The sequence below is a fragment of the Thiomicrospira sp. genome (genome assembly GCF_014859555.1).
In the GTDB taxonomy this organism is placed as follows: Bacteria; Pseudomonadota; Gammaproteobacteria; order Thiomicrospirales; family Thiomicrospiraceae; genus Thiomicrospira.
The window spans coordinates 1-25525 of sequence record NZ_JACUTY010000013.1; the positions used below are offsets into that span (position 1 = coordinate 1).

Consider the following 25525-nt stretch of genomic DNA (forward strand, 5'->3'; position numbering starts at 1 on the left):
TTATTATAGTCCGCCAACTCATTTATTGCAGATTACAAATATGTAATGCATCGGTCAGCTAAGTGTCAGCTCCTATATTAAATAATAATCCTTAAAATTTGTTCTGTTTATGAACCGCACGATTAACCCCCTAAGAGAATCCGCTATGAGATCTAAAATATCCCTCAAAATCACGTTGCTACTGGGCTTCGCGGCTTTTGTTTTATTTGGATTCTATTATCTAAATAGCGCCCCCCAACAGTCCGACTCTGACTGGCCATTAGTCACGGTCTATAAAAATGCCGGTTGCGGCTGCTGCAATGACTGGATAACCCACCTCAAGCAAAACGGATTCGATGTCAAAGCCCATAATGTCGACAATATGTCGCGCTACAAAGATCAAGCCAAGCTGGGGCCGGGCATGGGGTCCTGCCATACGGCATTTGTGGATGGCTACGCGATTGAAGGCCATGTTCCCGCCCAGGATATCAAACGATTATTAACGCAAAGGCCAGATGTTTCCGGCTTAACCGTCCCGGCCATGCCGATTGGCACACCGGGTATGGAAATTCCCGGTCAACCTGCGCAGGCCTACCAGGTTATTAGCTATAAGGATGGGGAAGTAGTGAATGTATTCAGTGATTATCCGGCTGAACAACCTAACAAGCACTAAAGGCAATAGATTACAAAGTTGTAATTGGGCGGTCAGTAAATCGACAGCCCTTATGTTGTATACTGATTTTGAAATTAAACAGGAGAGGTTTAACGATGCAAACACAAATTTCACGACGCCACTTATTAAGAAGCGCGATGGCAGGCGGTGCCGCCGTAGGTTTATCACCTTGGATGAATCATGCTTGGGCAAACCCGAAAATCACCCAACTGGGTAATGCTCCGACTTTATCAGGCACTGAGTTTGATTTAATCGTCGATGAGACGCCGGTCAATATCACAGGTAAAGACCGCGTGGCGGTCACCATTAACGGCTCGTTGCCTGCACCGACTTTACGCTGGCGTGAAGGCGATACCGTCAAAATTCGCGTCACCAACCGACTCAAACAAGACACCTCGATTCACTGGCACGGCATTATTTTGCCGTTCAATATGGATGGCGTACCTGGCGTGAGTTTTCCTGGCATTAGACCAGGCGAAACCTTTACTTATGAATTCACTCTTGAGCAGGCGGGCACCTATTGGTATCACTCGCATTCCGGCATGCAAGAACAACAAGGTATGTATGGCGCGATTATTGTCGAACCGGCGATACCTGAGCCTATTCAATATGATCGCGAACACGTCATTATGCTGTCGGACTGGACGGATGAAAACCCACACCGCATTATTGAAAAACTCAAAATTAAAGGCCATTACTACAACCGTAATGAACCCACCGTATTTGACTTTTTCCGCGATGTAAAACAGTTAGGTTTTGGTGGCGCGATGCAAAAACGTGACATGTGGAATCAAATGCGCATGTCGCCAACCGACTTAGCCGATATTTCGGGTTATACCTATGAGTTTTTGACCAACGGAACACCGCAAAACGCTAACTGGACAGGGCTATTTAAAGCCGGTGAAACCGTACGTTTACGTTATATCAATGCCGGCGCCGCAAGCATTTTTGATGTGCGCATTCCGGGCTTAAAAATGACGGTAGTGCAAGCCGATGGACAGAATGTTCAACCGGTTGAAGTCGACGAATTTCGTTTTGGCCCCGGTGAAACTTATGATGTGTTAGTCACACCTCAACACCAGGCTTACACACTGTTTGCTCAGTCGATTGATCGCAGTGGGTTTGCACGCGGAACCCTCGCCACTCAAATGGGAATGCAAGCCGAGGTGCCTGAAATGGATCCTGTTCAATGGCTCGAAATGCAAGACATGATGGGGGCGATGGATCACAGTGCACATGGTGATCACGCCGGTCACGATATGGCTGGCGATAGTATGGATCATAGTGGTCACAACATGGCAGGCGCAACCGATAGTCAAGCTGATCATAGTGCGCATGGCGGCCATGACGCTCACGCAGGCCACAATATGACCGAGAATCCCTTAGCCAAACCCAGCCAACAGGTTCGTCATTCAAAACACGAATACGGTGCGAGCGTGGATATGCGAGTTGATACGCCTAGAAACAATTTGGACGATCCAGGGATTGGTTTAAGAAATAACGGCCGTCGCGTCTTAACCTATGCGGATTTACGTACTTTAGGTGGGCCTTTAGATCCACGCCAACCAGAACGTGAAATTGAGTTGCATTTAACCGGCAACATGCACCGTTATATTTGGTCAATTGATGGGGTCGAATATGGTAAATCCGAACCGATTCCGTTTCAGTTTGGTGAACGTATCCGCGTGATTATGCACAACGATACGATGATGACCCACCCTATGCATTTACACGGTATGTGGAGTGAGCTGGAGTCGCCTGACGGTGAGTTTCTAGTCAGAAAACATACCATCAGCGTGCAACCGGCCCAACGTGTTTCATTCTTAGTCACCGCCGATGCACTAGGCCGCTGGGTATGGCATTGCCACATTATGTATCACATGGACACCGGCATGTTTAGAGAAGTTGTTGTGTCATAACTTGCGCAGGCTCTGGATGGATTCGGAGCCTACACCAAGCCTATTAACACTACCTTAAGAAACAAAAGGACATTTAGTATGTTTAAAAAAACACTCATTTACAGCGCCTTACTCAGTATCGGGGTTTTAACAAACCACCAGGCCTGGTCACAACAAGACCCTGAACCCATGGTAGATGATCATGGCTCCATGCAAGGCGGATCGGCTCCGGCCGATGCGCGTGATCCGTTAGATTACAGTGGCGATTTACGTTATAACGATGACGATCTGCAACGTCTGCATTTAATGGATCAGCATGTTTATAAAGCCTTTATGGTTGACCATGTTGAACAGGTTTTTACTGATGATACCAACTACACGGCTTATGAACTTAAAGCCTGGATCGGTAAAGACTATAACAAACTGCAGTTCCAAAGCGAGGGCAGTATTAAGGACGGCGAATTTGAAGCGCACTCCGAACTTTACTGGTCTCACGCGATTGCGGCCTATTGGGACAGTCTAATCGGGGTTCGATTTGATAGCGGCGATCATGAACGTCAATGGCTGGCTTTCGGAGTGCAAGGTTTAGCTCCCTATATGATTGATACCAGTGCCAAAGCTTTTATAGATGAAGACGGACGTGTCGCGGCCAAATTAGAATTTAAATACGAAATGATGTTTACCCAAGATCTTGAACTTGAACCTAAGATTAAAGCCAAGTTATTTAGCAGCAAAGACACCGCGTTTGGCGAAGGCGCTGGCTTAGCCGAATTAAAAGCTGGCTTGCGTTTGAAATATCACATCAAACCTGAGTTTGCACCCTATATTGGCGTGGAATGGAAAGGTCTATTTGGTGAAACCAAAGATTTCGCGAACCAAGCCGGACACGCCACCAGTGAAACCCGTTACATGGTGGGTTTGAGTTTTTGGTATTAACCTGCTGAGCAACAAAACCTCAGCTATTTAGATGCACCAACTTTAGGAGAATTAACATGAACATTTCACGTCGTCAGTTTTTAATCGGCTTAAGCGCCACGGCCTTACCGGGTTTTGCGCTGGCTCAGAATCATGGTCACCAAGGTCACATGTCAAGCCAAGCATCCAGTAATGAACAGGGACATAATCACGGGCATGGCCATCAACATAATCAGACTATGTCACAAGGTGATCATGCGGGACACACACCAGGTATGAGTCATGGCACAACCGTGGGGCGTGAAGGCCGACCACAGGATGTGACACAAACCATTCAGGTTGATATGCACGATCAAAATCGATTCACACCCAATCGGATTGAAATTAAAGCTGGAGAAACCGTGCGTTTTTTCGTGCGTAACATGGGACAAATTAAACATGAGTTTGTAATCGGTACCAAACAAGAGCTACTTGAACATGCTGAAATGATGAAAAACATGCCTCACATGGCCCACAATGACCCTAATATGATTAATTTAAAACCACGTCAACGGGGTGGCGTAGTTTGGCATTTTGACAAACCAGGCACCTATTATTTTGGCTGTTTAGAACCTGGCCATTATGAAGGCGGCATGGTTGGCACCATTGTAGTTAAATAGTTGCAAATAGAACCAGTGGGCGTAAAGTAGTGAAAACGTAACCTTTGTTGCGTTTTCACAAATCAAGGAGAAGTAATATGAAAACAAATGTTGGCGGTTTAGACCGCATGCTTCGAATTGCCGTCGGGCTGGTTTTGATCCTGCTCGCAGCGACACAGACCATCGGTTTATGGGGTTATATTGGGGTCATTCCACTATTAACTGGCGCGTTTCGTTTTTGCCCGGTTTATGTTCCATTTGGGCTTTCAAGTTGCCAAACCGGTAAACCCGAAAAAATTAAGTAACAGCCAATACCAGGCCTGGTGCTTTATTACCAGGCCTGGTGATTTAATCTTCGCGTGTCCAATGCCCGCTTTTGCCGCCTTTCTTTTCTAATAACTGCACTTGATCAATCACCATACCTTTATCTACCGCTTTACACATATCATATAAAGTTAATGCCGCCACACTGGCCGCGGTTAAGGCTTCCATCTCTACCCCAGTTTGGCCCACTAGTTTACAGATGGCGAGGATTTCAACACTTGAGTTTTCAAAGTTCGGCGTTAATTCGACCTTAACCGAAGTCAGCATCAACGGATGACACATAGGGATTAAGTCGGGCGTGCGTTTGGCCGCCATAATGCCGGCAATACGAGCGGTGGCGAGCACATCGCCTTTTTTATGTTTGCCTTCGGCAATCATTGTTAAGGTTTCCGGCAACATGCGAATCACCGCCATCGCCCGCGCTTCACGTTCAGTGTGTTGCTTCTCACTCACGTCCACCATACGTGCTTGGCCTTTTTCGTCTAAATGCGTCAATTCTGCCATGTTATTTTCCTTTTTATTTTTTTAAACCACAGACACACGAGGATTTTATCCCCTCTCCCTCAGTGAGAGGGCTGGGGTGGGGGGTGAGAAAGCTCATAAAATGGCGTCATACCTTGGTACTGGTAAGGTGAACTAAAACTCGTTAAATGAAATATATTCGACCCAATCGCCTTTTTGAATCACGCTATCTTCTGGAATCACCACCAGGCCTGCCGCCCAAACCGTTGAGGTCAATACACCGGAACCTTGCTGCGGATAAATTTGTGCCCAAGTCTTAGCGTGCTGGTTTTGCAAACGCGCACGCACAAATTCACGTCGAAAACCGGGTTTTGACCAATCAAAATCCGCCTGCACCCAAACCGACTGGGGTTCTACCTGAGCTTGTCCTTGCAAACGCATTAAAAAAGGTCGTGCAAATAAATTAAAGGTGGTGAAGGCGGATACTGGATTGCCCGGTAAACCAAGGAATGGCTTGCCTAACACCTCACCATAAGCCAAGGGTTTGCCAGGTTTCATTTTGACCTGCCACATATCAAGCTTACCTAAGCTTTCCACCGCTGGCTTAAGATGATCTTCTTCACCGACCGACACACCGCCAGTAGTGATAATCACATCGCCGAGTTGCGCGGCTTTCTCTAAAGCCGCTTGGGTGGCCGCCAAGGTGTCGGCTACCTGGCCAAGATCAACCCATTCAAAACCGAGCTGCATCACCAAAGCCATTAAGTTGGTATGGTTAGAATTATAAATTTTTCCTGGCTGCGGCGCTGCACCCGGTTCTAAAAGTTCGTCACCGGTAGTAAAGGTTACTAGTTTTAAAGGTTTATAAACCGCAACCTGTGCTTGGCCGACAGACGCAATCAACGCTAAATCCTGCGGACGTAGACGTTGGCCTGGCTCTAAAATACAAGCGTTTTGCTTAATATCTTCACCACACTGACGAATATTTTGACCGAATGTTGGCATTTGCTCAAACTTAACACCTGCTTCTGAAGTCTCGGCTTGTTCTTGCATTATTACGGCATTCGCACCCGCTGGAATCGGCGCACCGGTAAAAATACGCGCGACACGGCCAGATTCTAACGGCTCGGGGTTGCTGCCCGCCGGAATCCGCTGGCTAATCGGAAGCACCAGGCCTGGTTGTATGTCTTCAGCTCGAACCGCATACCCATCCATCATCGAATTGTCATGTGGCGGTACATTCACGGGCGACACGACTGACTGGGCTAATACACAGCCCAGTGCTTGGCTTAATGGCCGGGTTTCGATCTCCGATTTGGCTTGGGCTTGCGCCACTAGGTAAGCAATCGCTTCATCTACGGTTTTCATAAATTTTTCCACAAAAAAATCCCCGCAATACGGGGAAAATGACAGATTCAATAGGTTTGTTAAACAACTCAAGCCGCTTAATTTGTTAACCGGTTAAGCCAGCCAGCGTTGCATCGCTTGTTCATCACTTAAGCGTGCATCGACCCAGCGTTCACCTTCCGGCGTCCATTCTTTTTTCCAAAAAGGCGCATTGGTTTTTAGATAATCCATAATATAGTGGCTGGCTTCAAATGCATTGTCACGGTGTCGACTGGCGACCGCGACCAAAACAATTTGATCTTTCGGCTGCATTTTTCCGATGCGGTGAATAATCAAACTAGACTCTAAATGCCAGCGTTTGTGCGCTTCCTGACGGATATTTTCGAGCGCTTTTTCGGTCATGCCTGGGTAGTGTTCAAGCTCTAACTGCTGCACATCATCGCCTTCGTTAATATCGCGAACTGTGCCCACAAACGCGACCACCGCACCCACATCGGTATGGTTTTCGCGCAACCAATTCACTTCGGTAGATAAATCGAAGTCTTCAATTTGCACGCGCACAAATGGGTTATTCATTACTTAGCCCCCGGTAACCGGCGGGAAGAACGCAACTTCATCACCGGCTTTGATCGGTGTATCTCGGTTGGCGATATCGTGATTAACCGCGATTTGTACTTGCGCGTTTTCCAACAAAATTTCGCGCCAGTGCTCACCACGCTCAGCTAGATTATGAATAAGCTCACCCACGTTGGCAAACTGTGCTGGAATTTGTTCTTGTGCTTGGCCAAACACTTCGCGAAAACTAGCAAAATATAAAATATTAACCATGTTGATTGCCTCCTTAACCACCTAACGACACCATTTGTCTAAATTCGATATTGTGTACATTTTCATTGAAAAAATGACGCTCCGGCTTTTGCGCAATGGCATCAATAATAATTTGGCGGAGTGTTTCATCACTCACACCAGCACGTATAGGTGAGCGTAAATCTACGCCATCTTCTTGACCTAAGCACAAAGCTAAAAAGCCGCGTGCCGTTAAACGCACGCGGTTGCAGGTTTCACAAAAGTGCTGAGATACGGCTGAAATTACACCAATTTTGGCATCGGTGCCAGCAATTAAATAGTTACGCGCCGGGCCATCGTGTGAGCGTCCGCTCGATGGAATTAAGTCGGTACCAACATGTTCTCGCACCCGCTTCAAAATCTTTTCAGCGGCATAGTGTTGATCCATCATGCTGACGCCGGCGGGCCCAATCGGCATAGTTTCGATAAAACGTACTTCGACACCTTTTCGGATACCGAAATCGACCATCGCTTCAATTTCATCATCGTTGGTGCCTTTCATCACCACCATATTCAACTTAACCGGCTTCATACCCTGTGCCAAGGCTGCATCGATCCCCGCCATCACTTTTTCTAAGTTGCCACCGCGTGTGATGTGTTCAAACTTGTTGGGATTTAATGAATCAATTGATACATTCACACGATTAATACTTTTGGCTAACGCCTCGGCGTGTTTGTCTAAATGATGCGCGTTGCTAGATAATGCAATATCCTCGATCCCAGGAAGCGCCTTCAGACCCGCAGCAAATTCAGCTAAACCTTTACGCACTAAGGGTTCGCCACCAGTTAAACGTACTTTTTTAACACCCAGTTCACTAAACGCTTTAATAATGCGGGTCAGTTCTTCATAAGACAAATACTCGGTATGCTTGCCTTCGGGATGCACGCCTTGTTCCGGCATACAATAACCACAACGATAGTTACACTTGTCGGTGACCGATACCCGAAGGTATTCAATTTTGCGCTGGAATGGATCGATTAATTCTTTCATAATTTGGACTTTTTTAACCGTTAGGTTCAGTTGGCTATAACGGTTGATTATTCTAGATTAGAATTTGCTGAAATGCAATCAATAGAATAAAGCTTTAGAAAAGGATGCAAGCGAGAGTGTAGATTCCTTATATAAATCTAGGGTACTATCCTCATTATCGACCTTAAATAGTGAAAGGGATCCTATGCAAGTCACGCAAAATTCTGGTCAACTGAGCATCATACAAACTAAAGGTTCACTAGATTGGGCCTATCCGCCCATGATATTGGCCAGTACCGCTCGGGTTATGGATAAAGATGTACATTTGTTTTTTACATTTTACGGTTTACGTTGTTTATTAAAAGACACCAAAAGCTTAAAGGTCTCCCCGGTAGGTAATCCCGGCATGCCGATCCATCTTCCGAATGGCCCGGCTGCACTTCGCCAATTTGACTTTCGTCAACTCATGCCGGATCTGATTTGGGGATTACCAGGCATGACAAGCTTTGCCACTTGGGCCTTTAAAAAACAGCTCAAACAACAGGGGCAACTGTCTTTCGAGGAACTACGTGAGTTGTGCTTAGAAATGGGGGTCAAAATGACCGCTTGTGAGATGAGCATTGAATTAATGGGCTGGCGCCACAGTGACTTTATTGATGGCATTGATTACGCTGGGGCGGCGACCTATTTCGCCAACAGCCCAGAGCAACAAAGTTTATTTATTTAGCTATTCTACCGTCACGGATTTAGCTAAATTACGTGGCTGATCGACATCGGTGCCTTTAATTAAAGCGACATGATAAGCCAACAACTGTAAGGCAATGTTAAACGTAATGGGGGCGGTAATACGGCCGACATTCGTCGTGGTTTTAACGACCGTAAAGGTGCCATCCGAACTGGTATCGGATTTTTCATCTTCAAACACAATCATCTGGCCACCACGTGCATTTACTTCTTGTAAGTTAGATTTAAGTTTTTCTAACAAATCATCGTGTGGAGCGATGGCAATCACCGGAATCGATTCGTCAATTAATGCCAGCGGGCCATGTTTGAGTTCACCGGCTGGATAAGCTTCAGCATGAATATAACTGATCTCTTTAAGTTTTAACGCGCCTTCCAACGCAATTGGGTACATAGTGCCCCGGCCCAAAAACAGCGCATTTTGTTTATCTGCAAAGCCATTCGCAATTTGTATGATAATATTTTCATGACTTAACGCGTTTTGCACCAGGCCTGGTAGTTTTTGTAAACCATGCACAATCACGGTTTCACGACTTTCATCCATCGTGCCTTTAACTTTACCCACAGCCGTTAATAACAAAGCCAAAGAAACCAGTTGAGTGGTAAAAGCTTTGGTGCTGGCCACGCCTATTTCTGGACCAGCATGGGTTAAAAATACCAAGTCCGACTCACGAGTCATTGACGACTCTGGCGCATTACAAATGGTTAAAGTGGGAATAGTTAACGCGTATTTTTTAGCGTAGGCTTTAACTTGTTGCAGGGCGGCCAAGGTATCGGCGGTTTCACCGGATTGCGAAATCGTAACAAATAAGGTTTTGTCCTGAATCACCGGATTGCGATAACGATATTCGCTCGCCACTTCGACTTGGCAAGCCAGTTGAATAATATCTTCAAACCAGTATTTCGCCACCAGGCCTGCATGATAACTGGTACCACAAGCAATAATTTGAACTTGCTGAATATCCTTAAATAAAGCTTCGGCTTGGTTGCCAAACGCGTTGACCAGAACATGATCTTGCGTGATTCGACCCTCTAACGTATCAATAATAGATTGCGGCTGCTCAAAAATTTCTTTATGCATATAATGGCGATGCTCGCCCAATTCTACTGCGGCTGAACTCAGGTTCGATACACGAATTTCTCGCTCAACCGCTTCACCAGCTTGGTTATAAATTTGTAACGAGTCGCGTGTAATATCAGCTACATCACCTTCTTCTAAAAAGATCACATTCTGCGTAACCGGAAGCAAAGCCGACACATCTGAGGCGATAAAATATTCCCCAATGCCCACGCCAATGACTAATGGGCTACCCTTACGTGCCGCAATCAAGCGATTCGGCTCGGTGATTGACATCACACCTAAGGCATAAGCACCCTCAAAATGTTGAATCGCGGTTTGTACCGCATTTAATAAATTTGGCTGGTGCTTGAGTTGTTCTGCAATGCAATGCGCCACCACTTCAGTATCGGTTTCGGAGGTAAAGCGATACCCTAGCTCTAACTGCTTCTTTTTAAGTTGCTGATAGTTTTCAATAATGCCATTGTGTACCACCGCCACTTGGTTATTACAAACATGCGGGTGGGCATTATTTTCAGAAGGTACACCGTGTGTGGCCCAGCGGGTATGCGCAATACCCATGTTGCCTGCGAGCTTATGTTCAGCCTCGTCAATTCGTGCTTCTAAGGCTTTAATTTTTCCAAGTGCTCGTTGGCGACTAATTTGGCCCTGCTCGTCTAACACCGCTACCCCGGATGAATCATAACCTCGATACTCTAGGCGTTTTAGGCCTTCAACTAAAATAGGGACAACATTACGTTCAGCTACGCCGCCAACAATTCCGCACATATTTTTTCCTTAACTGCCAAACACAGTGCCGGACAACTTGTCCAGAAGACTGCATTTTCTTATGATTAAATTCTAAGTCATTTTAACATGATATAAGCCCTAATCGCTCAAAGCTGAATGGATTATTCATGGCTTCTTTGACGGTAATAAACGGCATGTCTTGGCCAACCTTTTTGGGTATAGCCAGAATATTGATAAGTGACTTGGCTACCTATTTTGGGCGGGTTATCGCGTAATTGATCCGTCAGCCCACTGCCGAGTTTTAGGTGTTGATTTTGTGCATTCAAACAAATTAATGCCCCAACTTTACCAGTATATTTTCCTTGACCCTCGGTATATCCGATCACTTTGCATTCGGCATCATATTTGGGTTTAACTTTAAGCGAATCATGACTACGACCTACTTGATAACCTACATTTGGGTCTCTTACCACTAAGCCTTCTGCTCCGTTTTTAACCTCTTTTTCTAGACGTGCCTGCAATTGCTCAGCAGAGCTAATCGTGACTTGTGGGATAATGTTCAAATGTGGAATGTCATGCTCGGTTAAATAATTTTCTAACACACCCAAACGGGCCATTAATCCACCGCTGGCTTGCGGCACATCAAAAATGTGATAACCCACTTTTTTCCAGCCATCATGCGGGGTTTGGGTCATCACAACCGACAGAGTAGCTTCAAACTGTTCGCGTCCTATCCAAAGCTCACCATCCAAAGCAAAAGGTGGAAAATCTTGAGTGAACCAGGCAGGGGTTGCCAAATGATTGCCGCCTCGGCTGATTAAATTTTGACCATCCCAATAGGCCCTCACACCATCCAGCTTTTCACTGACCAACCAACCCGCTATTGATTGGTTTTCATAACGCTCTAATGCCATAATTTCAGGTTGCTTAGCCCAGCTGGAAACCAGCGCTAAGTTCAACAAAATGATCAATATAATAGGCATGAGATTCCTTTTAAGCTAATCGCCAATCCTAAGTTTAATCCATTGTTTTTAAACAATAAACACAAACAAAAAACCCCGAATTTAACGGGGCCTTTTGTTTGAATGGAAATAAGGGCAAATAGGGCACCTAGATTAACGCCGAATAAAATTCTGCGGGGCTTAAAGGTTTATAAACGCATCGGCATAATCACATGTTGACAAGACAGGGTTTCAAACTCGGCCGATACTAAACAACTACTGCTGCTGTCTTTCAAGCTCAAGGTGATGCAATCATCTTTAACCGAGTTAATCACATCAAGTAAGTAACTCACATTAAAACCAATTTCAATTTTATCGCCTTGGTAGTCAATCGCCATATCTTCATGCGACTCATCTTGCTCACTATTTTGCGCATGTACGGTCAATAAATTCTGGTCCAATACCATGCGTACGCCTTTAAAGCGCTCGTTAGACAAAATAGCCGAACGTTGCAAAATCGCTTTCAGTAGTTCATGATCCGTTTGCACAAACACATCATTATTCTGCGGAATGACTCGACGATAATCTGGATAACGACCATCAATTAATTTACAGGTAAACACCGTGTCCAAAAACTGTACCGTTAAATAGTTTTTGGCCAATGAAATCTGAATTTCTTCATCTTGATCAACTAAAAGCTTGGTCAATTCCATAATGGCTTTACGCGGCACAATGGCTTGGGTTGGTGTCAACTCACCAAAATCGGCCTCTAGTGCACAGGTTGATAGGCGGTGGCCATCGGTGGCCACTAAACGTAACCCACTCGAACTAATATCGAACAACATACCGTTTAAATAAAACCGTACATCCTGACTGGCCATAGAAAAACTGCAGTGCTGAATCAATTGTTTAAACTGACCCTGCATCAAACGTAATCCGAGTTGGGCTTGCGTTAAGTCTATATGTGGATAATCTGCACCGGGTAAGGTGGAAAGCTTAAAAGAAGAACGTCCCGCTTTAACTGTACAACGAACCTCATCAAATTCAAGCGTGACTAATACACCATCGGGCAAGGATCGCACAATGGTTAATAACTTCTGAGCCGGTAATGTAATATCAAACACCTCACCTTCGACTTGCTCAAGCTCGGTTTGCGAACGCGTTTCAATTTCTAAGTCCGAGCCCGTCACAATCAAAAAGGATTGTGACACTTGAAATAAAAAATTGCCTAAAATGGGCATGGTTTGACGTTTCTCAACCACACCAGCCACGGTTTGAAGGGCTTTTAGGAGGTTTTCACGTTTCAAGGTCAATTTCATCTTAACAGCCTCAAGAAGTTATAATTCGAATTAGTTTGTTAAAGTCTTCATCCATTCGATGATCGGTTTCGCGCAATTCTTTTATTTTGCGAACCGCATGTAATACGGTGGTATGGTCACGACCACCAAAAGCATCGCCAATTTCGGGCAAACTATGATGGGTTAATTCCTTTGCTAAAGCCATCGCTACCTGGCGGGGTCTGGCTACATTGCGAGTACGGCGTTTAGAAAGCATATCGGCCACACGCAACTTAAAATAATCCGCTACGGTTTTTTGTATATTTTCCAGCGTAACCATTTTTTGTTGCAATGCGAGTAGGTCTTTAAGTGCCTCTTTAACCATTTCCACACTCAAAGATCTCTGAGTAAACTGGGCAAAGGCAACGACGCGCTTAAGTGCGCCTTCGAGTTCACGCACATTTCCACGTAAGCGCTTGGCAATAAAAAAAGCCACGTCTTCAGGTAAAGCAAAACCCGCTTCGTTGGCTTTTTTCATTAATATTGCAACCCGCATCTCAAACTCTGGCGGCTCAACCGCTATCGTCAACCCCCAACCAAAGCGTGATTTCAAGCGGTCTTCTAAACCATCCACTTCTTTTGGAAAACGGTCAGAAGTGAGGATAACCTGCTTATTACCTTCTAGCAAGGTATTAAACGTATGGAAAAACTCTTCTTGAGATTGCTCTTTATTCGCAAAAAACTGGATATCATCGATCAATAAAGCATCCAGTGACCGATAAAACCGTTTGAAATCTTCAATTTTATTATGACGCAGTGCGTTGACCATATCGGCTACAAAACTTTCAGAGTGTAAATAAACGACACGAGCCTGTGGGTTTTTTTCAATCAATGCATTACCAATTGCGTGCATTAAATGCGTTTTACCCAAACCGACGCCACCATAAATAAAGAAGGGGTTGTAGCTACCACCAGGGTTATCGGCTACTTGACGTGCCGCGGCGGCGGCGAGTTGGTTAGCTTTACCTTCAACAAAATTGTCAAACGTGTAATTAGGATTAAGTTTGTGCTTAATGGTTTTTTTATTCGGATCAATTTTAGATGATGTTTCTGATTGAATCGGTTGTTGTAAAGGCTGTGGAACCCTTGGTTCTGGCTCAGGTGCTTGGGTATCGTATTCACCGATTTCTAACCGCACCTGAGGTGGGTTATGTGGCACGACCTTATGAACGGCTTCACGAATATTGCTCATCAGCTTACGATTTACCCAATCCAAAATGAAGGGGGTAGGCGCTAATAAACGAATCACGGATTCTTCTTCAATGACTTTTAAAGGGCGTATCCAGCTGTGAAACTGCTGTTCATTTAGATCATTCTCTAAGAACTTTAGACTTTGCGACCACAAATGACTCAAAACACACACTCCTCAAATTAAGCTTGATCGACCAACCCAAAACACTAATAAATTTAGGGCTTAATCTTATATTTGAACCGATTATACCTGTGAATAACTTTTAAAAACAGAGCAGACCTGTGGATAAGTCCATCTGAAACTCTGTGGATAAGTTGGTTTTAAAAGCTTTATATTATTGATATAAATCACAAAATAATTTCACAATATTTATTTTCTGTTAGTTTGAAAACCATCACTTTACTGGCTAAAAGAAAAACAGCATCTTAATGCCTAGCCCAATTAACAACAGACCAAACATCCGTTTTAAGGCTTTAACAGGCAAACGATGGGCTAACTTGGCCCCCAAGTAGGCGGTAAACATACTCATGCTCACAATCGCAATAAAAGCCGGCCAATATACAAATCCTGTAGTGTAGGCTGGCAAGTTATCTACTTTTAAACCGGCCAGCATATAACCAAGCGTTCCCGCTAATGCAATCGGCAAACCAATTGCCGCTGAAGTGGCAATGGCTCTTTGAATCACAAGGTTGTTCCATTGCAAATAAGGGGTTGAAATCGATCCACCGCCAATACCCAACAAAGCCGATAAGCTACCAATACCAAAACCCACACCGTTGAGTGGTAACAAGCCTGGTAAACATCGGTCAGCGTGCGGCTGTTTTCCCCAAATCATATAAAGCGCGGCCAGAATTTCCATCACCCCGAATAACTTAGCTAACCAGAAGGTTGAGAAAAATTGCGAACTCCATGCGCCAATAAATCCGCCCACTAAAATACCCAACAGCATGGCACGTAACACCTTCCACTGAACAGCACGCTCATAATGATGGCTAATAACAGAAGACAAGCCTGTGATCAAAATAGTGGCCAATGAGGTAGCAATGGCGATATGAACAATGTATTCGGACTGTAGAAATATTAAAAATACCGAGCTTAACACTGGCACCAGAATTAAACCGCCACCAATACCTAATAAACCGGCGATTAAACCGGTAACCATGCCAGTTAAAGCATAAATCAGGAGTTCAATAATCATAGTCTTTCTTTGGAGATTTAAATAAAAAAGCCACGCTAGAGCGTGGCTTTTAAAGTCGAAACTTAACGTTTCTTCGGTTCACTAGGCTCGCTGGTTTCACCCGCTTCAATTTTGCGCGTGATATACCACTGCTGAGATACCGATAGAATGTTGTTCATCAACCAGTAAAGTACTAAGCCGGCTGGGAACCACATAAAGAAGAAGGTGAAGATAAAGGGTAAGAGTTTCATTACCTTCTGCTGCATCTCATCCATCATGGCCGTTGGGTTCAACCTTTGCTGAAGCCACATGGTGAGGCCCATTAACACCGGTAAGATGAAGTAAGGATCTTTAGCTGATAAATCTGTAATCCATAAAATCCATTCAGATTGACGCATTTCTACTGAATAGATCAATACCCAATACAAAGCGATAAACACTGGCATTTGTACCAAAATCGGTAAACAACCACCCAGCGGATTGATCTTCTCTTCTTTGTAGAGCTTCATCATTTTTTGCTGGAACAAGGCTTTATCGTCACCGTAGTTTTCTTTTAACTGTTTCAACTTAGGTTGGAACTTACGCAAACGCGCCATCGAACGATAACTGGTTTCCGAAAGCTTGTAAAAAGCTAATTTAATCAGGATCGTCAAGGCAATAATCGACCAACCCCAGTTACCGATGAAGTTATTAATAATATTCAATAACCAAAATAATGGCTCTGCCAAAATGGTGAACATACCGTAATCAATGGTTTTTTCCAGGCCTGGCGCAATCTTTTTAAGGATATTCTGCTCAGTTGGACCAATGTAAATCTGGCTTCGCAACACATCCGACTGACCCGCGTTAATTGTGACACTGGGTTCAACCACGCCAATCGCATAACGACCTTGGTCTAAGGTCTTAGCAAAGTATGTGTTGGTGGCTTGTTGATTGGGTATCGCGGCAGTTAAGAAATAGTGCTGGATCATCGCTGCCCAACCACCTTGAATTTGGTGGTTTTCTAATGCCTGATCACTAATATTACTAAATGAAATCTTATTGTATTTATTACTATCACTGTGGTCATCGTAATAAACCGGACCGGTATAGGTGTACATCATACGAGATGAATAAGGATCATGCGCCGTGCGCACAAACTGTGAATACAAGCTGCCCGACCAGGCCTGGTCGGTGGTATTACGCACATCGTATTCGACATCAATTAGATAAGAACCTTTGGTAAACACATACGTTTTGACGACTTCAATGCCGTCTTCACGCCATACCATTGGAACCCGCAATTGCTCACCGGTTAATTGATAATCACGCTGTTCAACTTGATACACCGCTCGGTGAGTTGGCGCAGGCAAGTCGGCACTACGTGGCACTGCAATGCCATTCTGAGCAAAATAAATTAACGGACCTTGATCGCCCATTAAGTGAAACGGGGTTCCATGGTCATTTGGCATGCCATGTTTCAACATTTTTGCATCACGAATGTCGCCGCCCATCGTATCAATTTCTAGGGCTAAGGTATCGGTTGTGACCCGAATGCGCTGACCCTTTTCAATTTGACTAATCGCCTGGGGCACGGATTGATCTCCAGACTGAGCACTTGGCGCCGTATCGGTTGAAGGCATATTGGCGAACGGTACATCAGACGGACGCTCTGCGTGAATCTCCGCCGTTGAAGTTACTGGTTGCGGCGCACTAAACTTCATCCACTCAAACCAAATCCACATGGCGGTGAAGGCGAGTGCGATCCACCAAAATGCTCTCATATTCATGCTTATTCCTTAACTCTGTTTGTTTTTTAGATTGCTTGTCTGAATCTTATGAATTAAATGCTGAAAACTGCTGGCCAGTGTCAGGCTATCAATATCTTGCATACCCTTGCGCCCCAGCACCACAATATCATACCCGCATAGCGCCAGCTTATGTTGACGAAATGCCTCACGTGCGATTCTTTTAACCCGGTTTCGCCATACTGCACGTGCCAGTTGTTTTTTAGATACAGCTAAACCTAAACGCGGAATAGGTAAGTTATTTGGGCAGACGATTAAAGTCCAATGTCGATTGGCAAATTTTTGCGCATCGGCAAAAACCAGTTGAAAGTCGTTTGGGGAAAGTAGGCGAAGGGATTTAGGGAAATCTTGGTGGCGCAACAAGCAATCTTGTTGCTCACCAGATAAGGCATCCATGCTTACGCAAGGGGCGCTCATTTAACTCTATACAGTCAAACGTGCGCGACCTTTTGCACGACGCGCCGCCAGAATTTTACGGCCATTTTTAGTCGCCATACGAGCACGGAAACCATGGTTGCGCTTGCGCTTGATTATGCTTGGTTGAAATGTACGTTTCATGTCAGTTACCTATTACAAAATTTCGATCGAAAAAAGAGAACAGCGAATTTTAAAGAAGTCAGCTAAAAATTGCAAGTAAATTAACGACAAACGCGTAAATCAATCCCAAAAGCTTGCCAAGCTCAGCCGTTCGAGCTCGTGGTAGAATGGTTTTTTTTATGATTGAAAATGCATGGCGCGTCTTAAAACACTACAACTCACCCAGTTTCGCAACTTACACCAGGCCTGGTTATCGCTTGCGCCTGGTTTAAATGTCATTATAGGCGATAATGCCGCTGGCAAAACCTCGGTGATTGAAGCCTTATGGGTCATGGCCTCAGGCCGGTCATTTAGAACCACTAAACCTCAGCAATTGATTGAAATTAACCATGCTGATATGACGCTTTATTGTGAAGTGGAGCAAGATGGCCACACCCATAAACTTGGTTTACAGCGTAATGCTAACGGCTTAGAACTGCGTCTTGATGGCCAAAGTCTAAAAAATCAAACGGAACTCGCACGTCACTTACCGGTTCAACTTTTAACGCCAGAAAGCCATCGTCTATTAGAGGAAGGCCCCAAAGCGCGTCGTCAGTTTTTAGATTGGGGCTGCTTTTATCACCATCCCAACTTTATCCAAGCCTGGCGGGTTTATCAACGTGCGTTGAAACAGCGTAACCATAGCTTAAAAAAACAATTGCCCAGCGCGCAAACTCGTTTGTGGGATGCGCAGCTAATTGAAACCTCAGAACAAATAAATCATCTAAGGGCTGACTATTTAAACGCGTTAACGCCTTACTTAACCGATTTTATTCAGCACCTTATGCCCGAATTAAGCCGCCAGGTTGATGTGCGTTTTTATCCAGGCTGGCCTGCTAATCAAGCCAGCTATGCGTCTTGCTTAGATGAACATTACTTGCGTGATTGTCAACTAGGTCACACTCAATACGGTTGTCACCGAGCCGATATAAAGTTTCGTATTCAGCAACAAGAACCTTTGGTCAGCTTGTCGCGTGGTCAGCAAAAGCTGTTTGTTTGTGCTTTATTGCTCGCGCAAGCTCAGTATTTACAAACCCAAACACAAAACTCGGTCGTGATGTTAATTGATGATTTGCCGGCCGAATTGGATAGTCAGCATCGCACCACTTTAATGTCATTATTACAAAACCTTGAGATCCAGCATCTAGTGACCACAACGGCGGCCGACTTAATTCCAATCTTAAACCCAGAAAATACGGCTTGTTTTGAAATTCAGCATGGCAAAATTCAGGCCTTGTAAGCCAACCCAAACTTCGCCTACTCAACAAATGCGGAAATTTTGTGGTAGAATCCGAACACTTAATGGCCTGTAAAAAGTAGCTTAACTATGACTGAACAAACGCTATACGATTCTTCTTCGATTAAAGTCCTTAAAGGTCTGGATGCGGTTCGCAAAAGACCGGGGATGTATATTGGTGACACCGATGATGGTTCCGGTTTACACCACATGGTATTCGAGGTGGTTGATAACGCGATAGATGAATCACTCGCAGGCCATTGTGACACGATCAAAGTGATTATTCACACGGATAACTCGGTTTCGGTATCCGATAATGGCCGTGGTATTCCGGTTGATATTCATGAAGAAGGCGTATCGGCCGCCGAAGTTATCATGACGGTATTGCACGCCGGTGGTAAGTTTGACGATAACTCTTATAAGGTATCGGGCGGCTTGCATGGTGTGGGTGTTTCGGTTGTAAACGCCTTATCCGAAGAGCTCCAGTTAACCATCCACCGCAACGGTAAAGTTTGGAAACAAACCTATCATTTAGGTGTGCCTCAAGCACCCATGACGGCGGTGGCTGATTCTGATAAAACTGGCACTGAAATTCGTTTTAAACCCAGCCCAGATATTTTTGCGATTACCGAGTATAACTTTGACTATTTGTTAAAACGTTTACGCGAACTGTCGTTCCTCAACTCGGGTGTGCACATTGAGCTAATTGATAAACGTGATGATCGTTCACAAGTGTTTCAATATGAAGGTGGTATTCACGCCTTTGTTGATTTTATCAACACCAATAAAACACCGATTAACTCAAAAATCTTCCACTTCAGCACAATGCGTGATGACATTACCGTTGAAGTGGCGATGCAATGGTCTGAGTCTTATCAAGAATCGATTTTTTGCTTTACCAATAACATTCCGCAGCGCGACGGTGGCACACATCTATCCGGTTTCCGTGCGGCTTTAACTCGTACCCTGAATAGCTATATTGAAAAAGAAGGTCTGAATAAGAAATTTAAAATCAATGTATCGGGCGACGATGCACGTGAAGGCTTAGCCGCGGTTATCTCGGTAAAAGTACCGGACCCCAAATTCTCATCACAAACCAAAGATAAATTGGTTTCATCTGAAGTCAAAACCGCGGTTGAAACCGCGATGAACGAAAAATTGGCTGAGTATTTACTCGAAAACCCAAGTGAAGCCAAAGCCGTATTCGCCAAAATTGTCGATGCCGCACGTGCCAGAGAAGCGGCACGTAAAGCACGTGAAATGACACGCCGTAAAGGCGCACTCGACATCGCTGGCCTGCCCGGTAAGTTAGCCGACTGCCAAGAAAAAGATCCGGCGCTTAGCGAACTTTACTTGGTGGAGGGTGACTCAGCCGGTGGTTCGGCCAAACAAGGTCGTGACCGTCGTACCCAAGCAATTTTGCCTTTAAAAGGTAAAATCTTAAACGTTGAACGTGCGCGTTTTGACAAAATGATTGCCTCCGCCGAAGTTGGCACCCTGATCACCGCTTTAGGTTGCGGCATTGGGCCAGACGAATACAATATAGCCAAACTCCGTTATCACCGCATTATTATCATGACGGATGCTGACGTCGATGGTTCGCACATTCGTACTTTACTGTTGACTTTCTTTTATCGTCAAACCCCTGAGTTGATTGAAAATGGCTACATTTACATCGCCCAACCTCCTCTTTATAAGGTTAAAAAAGGCAAACAAGAAGCTTATTTAAAAGATGACGCTGAGCTTGAAAGTTATCTACTTAACAGTGCATTAGACGATGCGGCTTTGTGGGTTTCGGATCAAGGGCCAAGCATCAAAGAAGTGGCGCTTGAGCAATTGGCAAAACAATACCTACAGGTTAACCGAGCTATTCGACGTTTGGCGCGTCGTTATAACCAAACATTCCTAGAGTTAATTACCGATGTAACCAACGTTACACCGCCCATGTTAAATGACTTTGATGCCTTAACTGGCTGGGTTAAGCAGGTAGAACCCCGTTTACAGGCGATTGGCGAATTGCAAAAGGTAACCTATCAACTGCAAGTTGAGCCGGCTTTAGAAGGTGAATCTAAATTCCAAATTCGCTTACAACAACGTGAACATGGTACCTTAAGCTCACAAATTTACAGTGAAGAGTTTTTTATGTCGCCTGAATACGGTTTGTTCAGTAAGTTAAGCGATTCTTTGCACGGTTTGTTAGCTAAAAATGCTTATGTACAACGCGGTGAAAAACAGCAAGCGGTTGACTCGTTTAAAGATGCGCTGGATTGGTTACTAAATGAAGCCAAACGCGGTCAAGGCATTCAGCGTTATAAAGGTCTGGGTGAAATGAACCCAGACCAATTGTGGGAAACCACCATGAACCCTGAAACACGTCGTTTGCTGCAAGTTAGAATCCAAGATGCGATTCAAGCCGATCAGGTATTTACTACACTCATGGGTGAACACGTTGAACCAAGACGTGAATTTATCGAGTCGAATGCGCTCAAAGCTGAAAATATTGATGTTTAAGAAATGACGCTCAAATATGGCGTCATTACAAAAAAGTTTTTAATTTAAATCCTGACCAGGCCTGGTCGAATGAATGCAAACCATTCATTTTTTATAATGGAGGCTGTTTATGTCTGTAGTTCATCCTATTGTTACCGTCACCGGTTCATCTGGTGCTGGTACGTCATTTGTAAAGCGTGCGGTAGAAGAAATCTTTAAGCGCGAAAACCTGAATGCTGCGATTATTGAAGGTGATAGTTTTCACAAGTATGATCGCGCTACCATGAAGCAAAAGGTCGCTGAAAGCAAAGAAAATGGTGGCCGTGTGTTAACCCATTTTTCTGAATATGCGAACGAATTTCAAAAACTTGAACAGTTGTTCAGTGAATACCGTTCAACCGGTAGCGGCAAACGTCGTTACTATATCCACAGTGACGACGAAGCAGCCGAGCTAAACGCGCGTTTAGGTACCAACCTAAGCCCGGGTGAGTTTACACCTTGGGAAGCGATTCCTGAAGGTACCGATATCCTATTCTATGAAGGTCTTCATGGTATGGTTCGTCGTGTCAAAACAGAAAAAGGCGACGCTGGATTTTATGATGTCGCTCAGCATGTTGATCTTGGGATTGGCGTATGCCCGGTAGTAAACATTGAATGGATGCAGAAAATTTATCGTGATACTTCTGAGCGTCCATATAGCGTGGGTCAAGTACGCGATATTATTTTAGAGCGTATGGAAGATTATATTGAATATGTCGTGCCACAATTCCACCGCACTCACATCAACTTCCACCGTGTACCTTTAGTTGACACCTCTGACCCCTTCTCTACATTAGAGGATGAAGCGGCACTGGTTCCAGAGCCTAAAAATTCTTTAATGGTAACGCATGTTCGTCATCAGGATATCAACCTACAGTCGATTGCCGATAAGATTCCTGGTGCTTGGTTACAAACCCCAGAAACCTTGGTATACAACTCTGAACACATGGTTTTAGCGATGGATTTATTAATGTCGCCAATCATTCATAACCTAGTAGAGAAAAAACGCGCGGCTCTAGCAAAAGTCTAAGCTTATTATGCGTTTTTAATGTTAAGCCCTGTTTTGGTTAATTGATCAAAATAGGGCTTTTTACATCAAATCCAACCCTTCACTTACGTCTTCCTTTGCTATAATTCATTTTACTTATCCTCACAGAGTCAGCTTTATTAAACGGATGATGCGCCCCCTATTTTTGCTGATATTTATCTTATACAGCAGCCTAAGTTTTGCGCTTAACCAGCGCGATGAAGCTTATTTGTGGGTGGGAACCGAGGTTTTTCCAACCCTAGTTAAATCCATCGTTAGCACACCAAATACCAACCAAGCCATTACGGTCGTCTACCTACAAAACCGTCACCAAGCTGAAGTCGTCGCTCAACAGCTTAAAAAAACCCTGAGTCATCCCATCCACGTCAGAACTCTTGAACAAACATTCACTGCACACGATAGTCAAATTCTATTTATAAGCCACCCAGATCTGCAAACACTCCGGCTAATTGAGTTTGTGGAGCTAAATCAAATTTTAAGTTTTTCCCCTTTTTATCAGGCCGTATCAAAAGGTGCGGATGCCGGTATTGTTGTTAAGGAACAAGTCCGTCCGCAAATCAACCTGAATCAATTACAACGTAAAAACATCGTCTTAAAACCCTTCTTTGTCAGAGTAGCCGAATCCTATGAATAACCAAAACACCCATAGACTAACCGGGAACTTAGGCTTAATTTTTATTGCCTTATCCATCGGCATCATTTTATTGGTATTTGTGTACTTTTATTACGTCCTCCAGCCCCGGCTTCATGAAGAGGCGCATTCACAAGCGAATTTACTTACTCAGTCATTAAGTCGTGAATTGATGCATAAAACTGTGCTGGATGATGCCTTTCTGTTGCAACGAGAAATTGGAAAAATCCTACTTTATAACGATGAAAATCGTCAAAGACCTTTTGTAAAAGGGATTACAATTGAATTCAATCCGGAATTTTTTCCAAATCACAATCGTTCATTACAGCGTGGCGAAAGTAACTGCCAAGACTGTTTTAAAATCGTTACTCCGCTTTATGATCAACAATCGTTAGATCTTTTGGCAAGTGTGACCTACTATGTTAATCCAGAAAATTACGACATATTATTAGACGAAATTTCGCGTAAATTCTTTTTTATTTTAAGCATCCTAGCGATGCTGTTATTTGTGATTTGGTCCGCCACCCAAAAGCTATGGAAAGCCATGCTTGAGTCACAACAAAAACTGTTTGACTCGAACCGTTACAATCAACAAATCCTCAATACTATGCAAGATATGTTGTTCTTAATCGATCATCAAGGGCGCATTTTAGATGCCAATTTATCGGCTCAAAACCAGCTTAAAGTCAGCCTAGAAACCTTACAAAGCCACTTTATTCAAGAGTATTTTCAAACCAGTCAAAAAAACCAAAGACTGTTAAGCCAGCTTAAAATCCTTGCACAAGAAAGTTTAGAAGTTATCTTTCAACTCAACCCAAACGGCAAACACTTTGGGTTGTTATCGGCTTCAAAATTTGATACCCAAGTTGAAAATGACGGCTTAAAAGATACGGCACGTTATTTGTTAGTGATTAAAGATATTGACGCGTTAAAAACCGCAGAGGCCAAACTGGCTTATCAAGCTCAAATGGCGCATGCGAGTCGTTTAAAGTCGCTAGGTGAAATGGCCACCGGAATTGCGCACGAAATTAATCAACCCTTGGCGGTAATCCGTTTAGGTGCCGAAGGCATCAAACACTCATTACAAGCGCAAACCCCACAGGCTTTCGAGGTAGAAATTGCCCAGGATGTGATTGATCAAGTGGATCGTGCTACCCAAATTATTAATAACATGCGCTCGTTTGCTCGATTACAGCCCTCTCCCAAATGTTGGGTTGAACCACAGCATCCACTAAACTCGGCTTTATCTTTTTTCAAAGAACAACTACGAATTAACTCGATTGAACTGGTCGAACAAATTGATACCAGTTGCCCACAAATATTGATTGAAACCCAGAAGTTCGAACAGGTTATTGTTAACTTAATCACCAATGCCCGTCATGCCTTAAGTGCGCTTAAGGACAATAGGACGAAAAAAATTGGAGTCAAACTCAGCTGCGATCATCAGTTTGTAACTATTGTGATTGAAGACAATGGTATTGGCATGGACGAAATGACACGCCAGCATTGTCTCGACCCCTTCTTTACCACCAAAGAAGCCGGAGAGGGCACCGGGCTAGGCTTGTCAATCGTACATAATATTCTGCAAGAATTTAATATTAATCTCGTGATACAATCTGAAATAGGAAAAGGTACGCGTTTTATAATGCAAATTCCCCATAAACTATCTGAGATTCCATCATGAGCACGATATTACTAGTAGATGACGAACCGGCCATTGTTAAAATGTTGAAGTGGCGATTAGAAACAACGGGTTATAAAGTAATCAGTGCCATCTCTGGGATTGAGGCACTAAAAGTGATTCAGCAAACGCCGGTGGATTTTGTGATTACCGATGTACGCATGCCACGCATGGATGGGTTTACCTTAATTACCAAAATTAAAGCCGTGTTAGCCAATATTCCATGCTTAATCATGAGTGGTCACGGTGATATTGATATGACCGGCCAAGCTACACAGGTAGGCGCTTGCGGTTATATTCACAAGCCTATTAAGTTTGAAGAACTCGAAAATTTGATTCACCAGAATCTTGATGTTAAAAGCCATAGCAATGCTTGGGTATAGCGGGCTAATTCGAGTCAGATTTAAGAATAATCCAACGAATCGATTTTGCGTCTATCGCGTTTAGTGGGTCGCCCCGCACCTCTTTCACGATAACCCACCAATGCCATATCTCCGGTAGGTTTACGTTGCAATAACTCTTCCTTTACCAACTCATATAACCCTAAAGCTTGCTCAGCCGAACCACGCCGATCAGATAACACTAATAGCTTTATTTCAACTTTTCGATGCACTTGAGTGATACGCAAAGTATCACCAATTTGCATGGTTTTGCTAGGCTTGGGTTTTTGGCCGTTAATTTCTACTTTACCGCCTTTTACTGCCTCAGAAGCTAAGGCACGCGTTTTGAAAAAGCGCGCGGCCCATAACCATTTATCAATTCGAAGTTTAGATTCATCTGCTTGCATGA

26 protein-coding genes are annotated in these 25525 nt (G+C 44.1%); 12 read left to right on the plus strand and 14 right to left on the minus strand.

All coding sequences use genetic code 11. The features are described 5' to 3' along the window. The first annotated feature begins 145 nt into the window (after positions 1-145). The 5 genes from IBX48_RS03745 to IBX48_RS03765 all read left to right on the plus strand — a co-directional run bounded on the left by IBX48_RS03745 (position 146) and on the right by IBX48_RS03765 (position 4408). Entirely contained in the window at positions 146-652 is a 507-nt protein-coding gene (locus tag IBX48_RS03745; protein WP_296830881.1) for a DUF411 domain-containing protein, read from the plus strand. Positions 653-747: 95 nt separating this feature from the next. Further along, entirely contained in the window at positions 748-2571 is a 1824-nt protein-coding gene (locus tag IBX48_RS03750; protein WP_296830885.1) for a copper resistance system multicopper oxidase, read from the plus strand. A gap of 78 nt (positions 2572-2649) precedes the next feature. Continuing rightward, positions 2650-3486, plus strand: coding sequence for a copper resistance protein B (locus tag IBX48_RS03755; protein WP_296830888.1), 837 nt, complete (start codon positions 2650-2652; stop codon positions 3484-3486). A 56-nt stretch (positions 3487-3542) separates the two neighbouring features. Beyond that, positions 3543-4124, plus strand: coding sequence for a cupredoxin family protein (locus tag IBX48_RS03760; protein ID WP_296830891.1), 582 nt, complete (start codon positions 3543-3545; stop codon positions 4122-4124). A gap of 77 nt (positions 4125-4201) precedes the next feature. Continuing rightward, positions 4202-4408, plus strand: coding sequence for a DUF2892 domain-containing protein (locus IBX48_RS03765; protein ID WP_296830893.1), 207 nt, complete (start codon positions 4202-4204; stop codon positions 4406-4408). A 43-nt stretch (positions 4409-4451) separates the two neighbouring features. Here the strand turns inward: IBX48_RS03765 and moaC are convergent, their stop codons facing one another. From moaC to moaA, 5 genes are all read right to left on the minus strand, one after another. Then, on the minus strand, positions 4452-4931 hold the full coding sequence (gene moaC / locus IBX48_RS03770; protein ID WP_296830896.1) for a cyclic pyranopterin monophosphate synthase MoaC: 480 nt from the start codon (positions 4929-4931) through the stop codon (positions 4452-4454). Positions 4932-5063: 132 nt separating this feature from the next. Further along, complete coding sequence (glp, locus tag IBX48_RS03775; RefSeq protein WP_296830899.1) at positions 5064-6257, minus strand: gephyrin-like molybdotransferase Glp; 1194 nt, start codon at positions 6255-6257, stop codon at positions 5064-5066. 93 nt (positions 6258-6350) lie between these two features. Further along, complete coding sequence (gene moaE / locus IBX48_RS03780; RefSeq protein WP_296830902.1) at positions 6351-6812, minus strand: molybdopterin synthase catalytic subunit MoaE; 462 nt, start codon at positions 6810-6812, stop codon at positions 6351-6353. Positions 6813-6815: 3 nt separating this feature from the next. After that, positions 6816-7064, minus strand: a complete 249-nt coding sequence (moaD, locus tag IBX48_RS03785) for a molybdopterin converting factor subunit 1 (protein ID WP_296830905.1) — start codon at positions 7062-7064, stop codon at positions 6816-6818. Between the two features lie 13 nt (positions 7065-7077). Further along, a complete protein-coding gene (moaA, locus tag IBX48_RS03790) occupies positions 7078-8073 on the minus strand; it encodes a GTP 3',8-cyclase MoaA (protein WP_296830908.1) in 996 nt (331 codons plus the stop codon). 184 nt (positions 8074-8257) lie between these two features. Here moaA and IBX48_RS03795 point away from each other — a divergent pair, with 184 nt between their 5' ends. Further along, positions 8258-8779, plus strand: coding sequence for a DsrE/DsrF/DrsH-like family protein (locus IBX48_RS03795; RefSeq protein WP_296830910.1), 522 nt, complete (start codon positions 8258-8260; stop codon positions 8777-8779). On the opposite strand, the gene glmS is transcribed toward IBX48_RS03795, so the two are convergent. The 8 genes from glmS to rpmH all read right to left on the minus strand — a co-directional run bounded on the left by glmS (position 8780) and on the right by rpmH (position 17592). Next, entirely contained in the window at positions 8780-10639 is a 1860-nt protein-coding gene (glmS, locus tag IBX48_RS03800; RefSeq protein ID WP_296830913.1) for a glutamine--fructose-6-phosphate transaminase (isomerizing), read from the minus strand. A gap of 122 nt (positions 10640-10761) precedes the next feature. Beyond that, entirely contained in the window at positions 10762-11583 is an 822-nt protein-coding gene (locus IBX48_RS03805) for a DNA ligase (protein ID WP_296830916.1), read from the minus strand. 167 nt (positions 11584-11750) lie between these two features. After that, positions 11751-12860, minus strand: a complete 1110-nt coding sequence (dnaN, locus tag IBX48_RS03810) for a DNA polymerase III subunit beta (protein WP_296830919.1) — start codon at positions 12858-12860, stop codon at positions 11751-11753. A 10-nt stretch (positions 12861-12870) separates the two neighbouring features. Beyond that, positions 12871-14232, minus strand: a complete 1362-nt coding sequence (gene dnaA / locus IBX48_RS03815) for a chromosomal replication initiator protein DnaA (RefSeq protein ID WP_296830922.1) — start codon at positions 14230-14232, stop codon at positions 12871-12873. A 244-nt stretch (positions 14233-14476) separates the two neighbouring features. Then, on the minus strand, positions 14477-15268 hold the full coding sequence (locus tag IBX48_RS03820; protein WP_296830925.1) for a sulfite exporter TauE/SafE family protein: 792 nt from the start codon (positions 15266-15268) through the stop codon (positions 14477-14479). A 62-nt stretch (positions 15269-15330) separates the two neighbouring features. Beyond that, positions 15331-17016, minus strand: a complete 1686-nt coding sequence (gene yidC / locus IBX48_RS03825) for a membrane protein insertase YidC (protein WP_296830928.1) — start codon at positions 17014-17016, stop codon at positions 15331-15333. 9 nt (positions 17017-17025) lie between these two features. Beyond that, positions 17026-17451, minus strand: a complete 426-nt coding sequence (gene rnpA / locus IBX48_RS03830) for a ribonuclease P protein component (RefSeq protein WP_296830933.1) — start codon at positions 17449-17451, stop codon at positions 17026-17028. A 6-nt stretch (positions 17452-17457) separates the two neighbouring features. Beyond that, the gene (gene rpmH, locus IBX48_RS03835; RefSeq protein ID WP_296830936.1) at positions 17458-17592 is read right to left on the minus strand and encodes a 50S ribosomal protein L34; all 135 of its coding nucleotides are present in this window, start codon (positions 17590-17592) and stop codon (positions 17458-17460) included. A 172-nt stretch (positions 17593-17764) separates the two neighbouring features. Between rpmH and recF the strand changes: the two genes are divergently transcribed. From recF to IBX48_RS03865, 6 genes are all read left to right on the plus strand, one after another. Beyond that, the gene (recF, locus tag IBX48_RS03840) at positions 17765-18850 is read left to right on the plus strand and encodes a DNA replication/repair protein RecF (RefSeq protein ID WP_296830939.1); all 1086 of its coding nucleotides are present in this window, start codon (positions 17765-17767) and stop codon (positions 18848-18850) included. An 87-nt stretch (positions 18851-18937) separates the two neighbouring features. Beyond that, a complete protein-coding gene (gene gyrB, locus IBX48_RS03845) occupies positions 18938-21358 on the plus strand; it encodes a DNA topoisomerase (ATP-hydrolyzing) subunit B (protein WP_296830942.1) in 2421 nt (806 codons plus the stop codon). Positions 21359-21467: 109 nt separating this feature from the next. Further along, entirely contained in the window at positions 21468-22406 is a 939-nt protein-coding gene (locus IBX48_RS03850; RefSeq protein WP_296830945.1) for a phosphoribulokinase, read from the plus strand. 163 nt (positions 22407-22569) lie between these two features. Then, positions 22570-23058, plus strand: coding sequence for a YfiR/HmsC family protein (locus IBX48_RS03855; protein ID WP_296830948.1), 489 nt, complete (start codon positions 22570-22572; stop codon positions 23056-23058). Then, positions 23051-24739, plus strand: a complete 1689-nt coding sequence (locus IBX48_RS03860) for an ATP-binding protein (RefSeq protein WP_296830951.1) — start codon at positions 23051-23053, stop codon at positions 24737-24739. The genes IBX48_RS03855 and IBX48_RS03860 overlap by 8 nt, the downstream gene beginning before the upstream one ends. Further along, a complete protein-coding gene (locus tag IBX48_RS03865; protein ID WP_296830954.1) occupies positions 24736-25119 on the plus strand; it encodes a response regulator in 384 nt (127 codons plus the stop codon). The genes IBX48_RS03860 and IBX48_RS03865 overlap by 4 nt, the downstream gene beginning before the upstream one ends. A 20-nt stretch (positions 25120-25139) precedes the next feature. On the opposite strand, the gene IBX48_RS03870 is transcribed toward IBX48_RS03865, so the two are convergent. After that, positions 25140-25523 (minus strand): RNA-binding S4 domain-containing protein, encoded by a 384-nt coding sequence (locus IBX48_RS03870; RefSeq protein WP_296830956.1) that lies wholly within the window; start codon positions 25521-25523, stop codon positions 25140-25142. Between the last annotated feature and the right edge of the window lie 2 nt (positions 25524-25525).

Bases quoted from the DNA above. Each gene is read 5' to 3' on its own strand.
- IBX48_RS03745 (WP_296830881.1), top strand. From the start codon at position 146: ATGAGATCTAAAATATCCCTCAAAATCACGTTGCTACTGGGCTTCGCG.
- IBX48_RS03750 (WP_296830885.1), top strand. From the start codon at position 748: ATGCAAACACAAATTTCACGACGCCACTTATTAAGAAGCGCGATGGCA.
- IBX48_RS03755 (WP_296830888.1), top strand. From the start codon at position 2,650: ATGTTTAAAAAAACACTCATTTACAGCGCCTTACTCAGTATCGGGGTT.
- IBX48_RS03760 (WP_296830891.1), top strand. From the start codon at position 3,543: ATGAACATTTCACGTCGTCAGTTTTTAATCGGCTTAAGCGCCACGGCC.
- IBX48_RS03765 (WP_296830893.1), top strand. From the start codon at position 4,202: ATGAAAACAAATGTTGGCGGTTTAGACCGCATGCTTCGAATTGCCGTC.
- moaC (WP_296830896.1), bottom strand. From the start codon at position 4,931: ATGGCAGAATTGACGCATTTAGACGAAAAAGGCCAAGCACGTATGGTG.
- glp (WP_296830899.1), bottom strand. From the start codon at position 6,257: ATGAAAACCGTAGATGAAGCGATTGCTTACCTAGTGGCGCAAGCCCAA.
- moaE (WP_296830902.1), bottom strand. From the start codon at position 6,812: ATGAATAACCCATTTGTGCGCGTGCAAATTGAAGACTTCGATTTATCT.
- moaD (WP_296830905.1), bottom strand. From the start codon at position 7,064: ATGGTTAATATTTTATATTTTGCTAGTTTTCGCGAAGTGTTTGGCCAA.
- moaA (WP_296830908.1), bottom strand. From the start codon at position 8,073: ATGAAAGAATTAATCGATCCATTCCAGCGCAAAATTGAATACCTTCGG.
- IBX48_RS03795 (WP_296830910.1), top strand. From the start codon at position 8,258: ATGCAAGTCACGCAAAATTCTGGTCAACTGAGCATCATACAAACTAAA.
- glmS (WP_296830913.1), bottom strand. From the start codon at position 10,639: ATGTGCGGAATTGTTGGCGGCGTAGCTGAACGTAATGTTGTCCCTATT.
- IBX48_RS03805 (WP_296830916.1), bottom strand. From the start codon at position 11,583: ATGCCTATTATATTGATCATTTTGTTGAACTTAGCGCTGGTTTCCAGC.
- dnaN (WP_296830919.1), bottom strand. From the start codon at position 12,860: ATGAAATTGACCTTGAAACGTGAAAACCTCCTAAAAGCCCTTCAAACC.
- IBX48_RS03820 (WP_296830925.1), bottom strand. From the start codon at position 15,268: ATGATTATTGAACTCCTGATTTATGCTTTAACTGGCATGGTTACCGGT.
- yidC (WP_296830928.1), bottom strand. From the start codon at position 17,016: ATGAATATGAGAGCATTTTGGTGGATCGCACTCGCCTTCACCGCCATG.
- rnpA (WP_296830933.1), bottom strand. From the start codon at position 17,451: ATGAGCGCCCCTTGCGTAAGCATGGATGCCTTATCTGGTGAGCAACAA.
- rpmH (WP_296830936.1), bottom strand. From the start codon at position 17,592: ATGAAACGTACATTTCAACCAAGCATAATCAAGCGCAAGCGCAACCAT.
- recF (WP_296830939.1), top strand. From the start codon at position 17,765: ATGGCGCGTCTTAAAACACTACAACTCACCCAGTTTCGCAACTTACAC.
- gyrB (WP_296830942.1), top strand. From the start codon at position 18,938: ATGACTGAACAAACGCTATACGATTCTTCTTCGATTAAAGTCCTTAAA.
- IBX48_RS03850 (WP_296830945.1), top strand. From the start codon at position 21,468: ATGTCTGTAGTTCATCCTATTGTTACCGTCACCGGTTCATCTGGTGCT.
- IBX48_RS03860 (WP_296830951.1), top strand. From the start codon at position 23,051: ATGAATAACCAAAACACCCATAGACTAACCGGGAACTTAGGCTTAATT.
- IBX48_RS03865 (WP_296830954.1), top strand. From the start codon at position 24,736: ATGAGCACGATATTACTAGTAGATGACGAACCGGCCATTGTTAAAATG.
- IBX48_RS03870 (WP_296830956.1), bottom strand. From the start codon at position 25,523: ATGCAAGCAGATGAATCTAAACTTCGAATTGATAAATGGTTATGGGCC.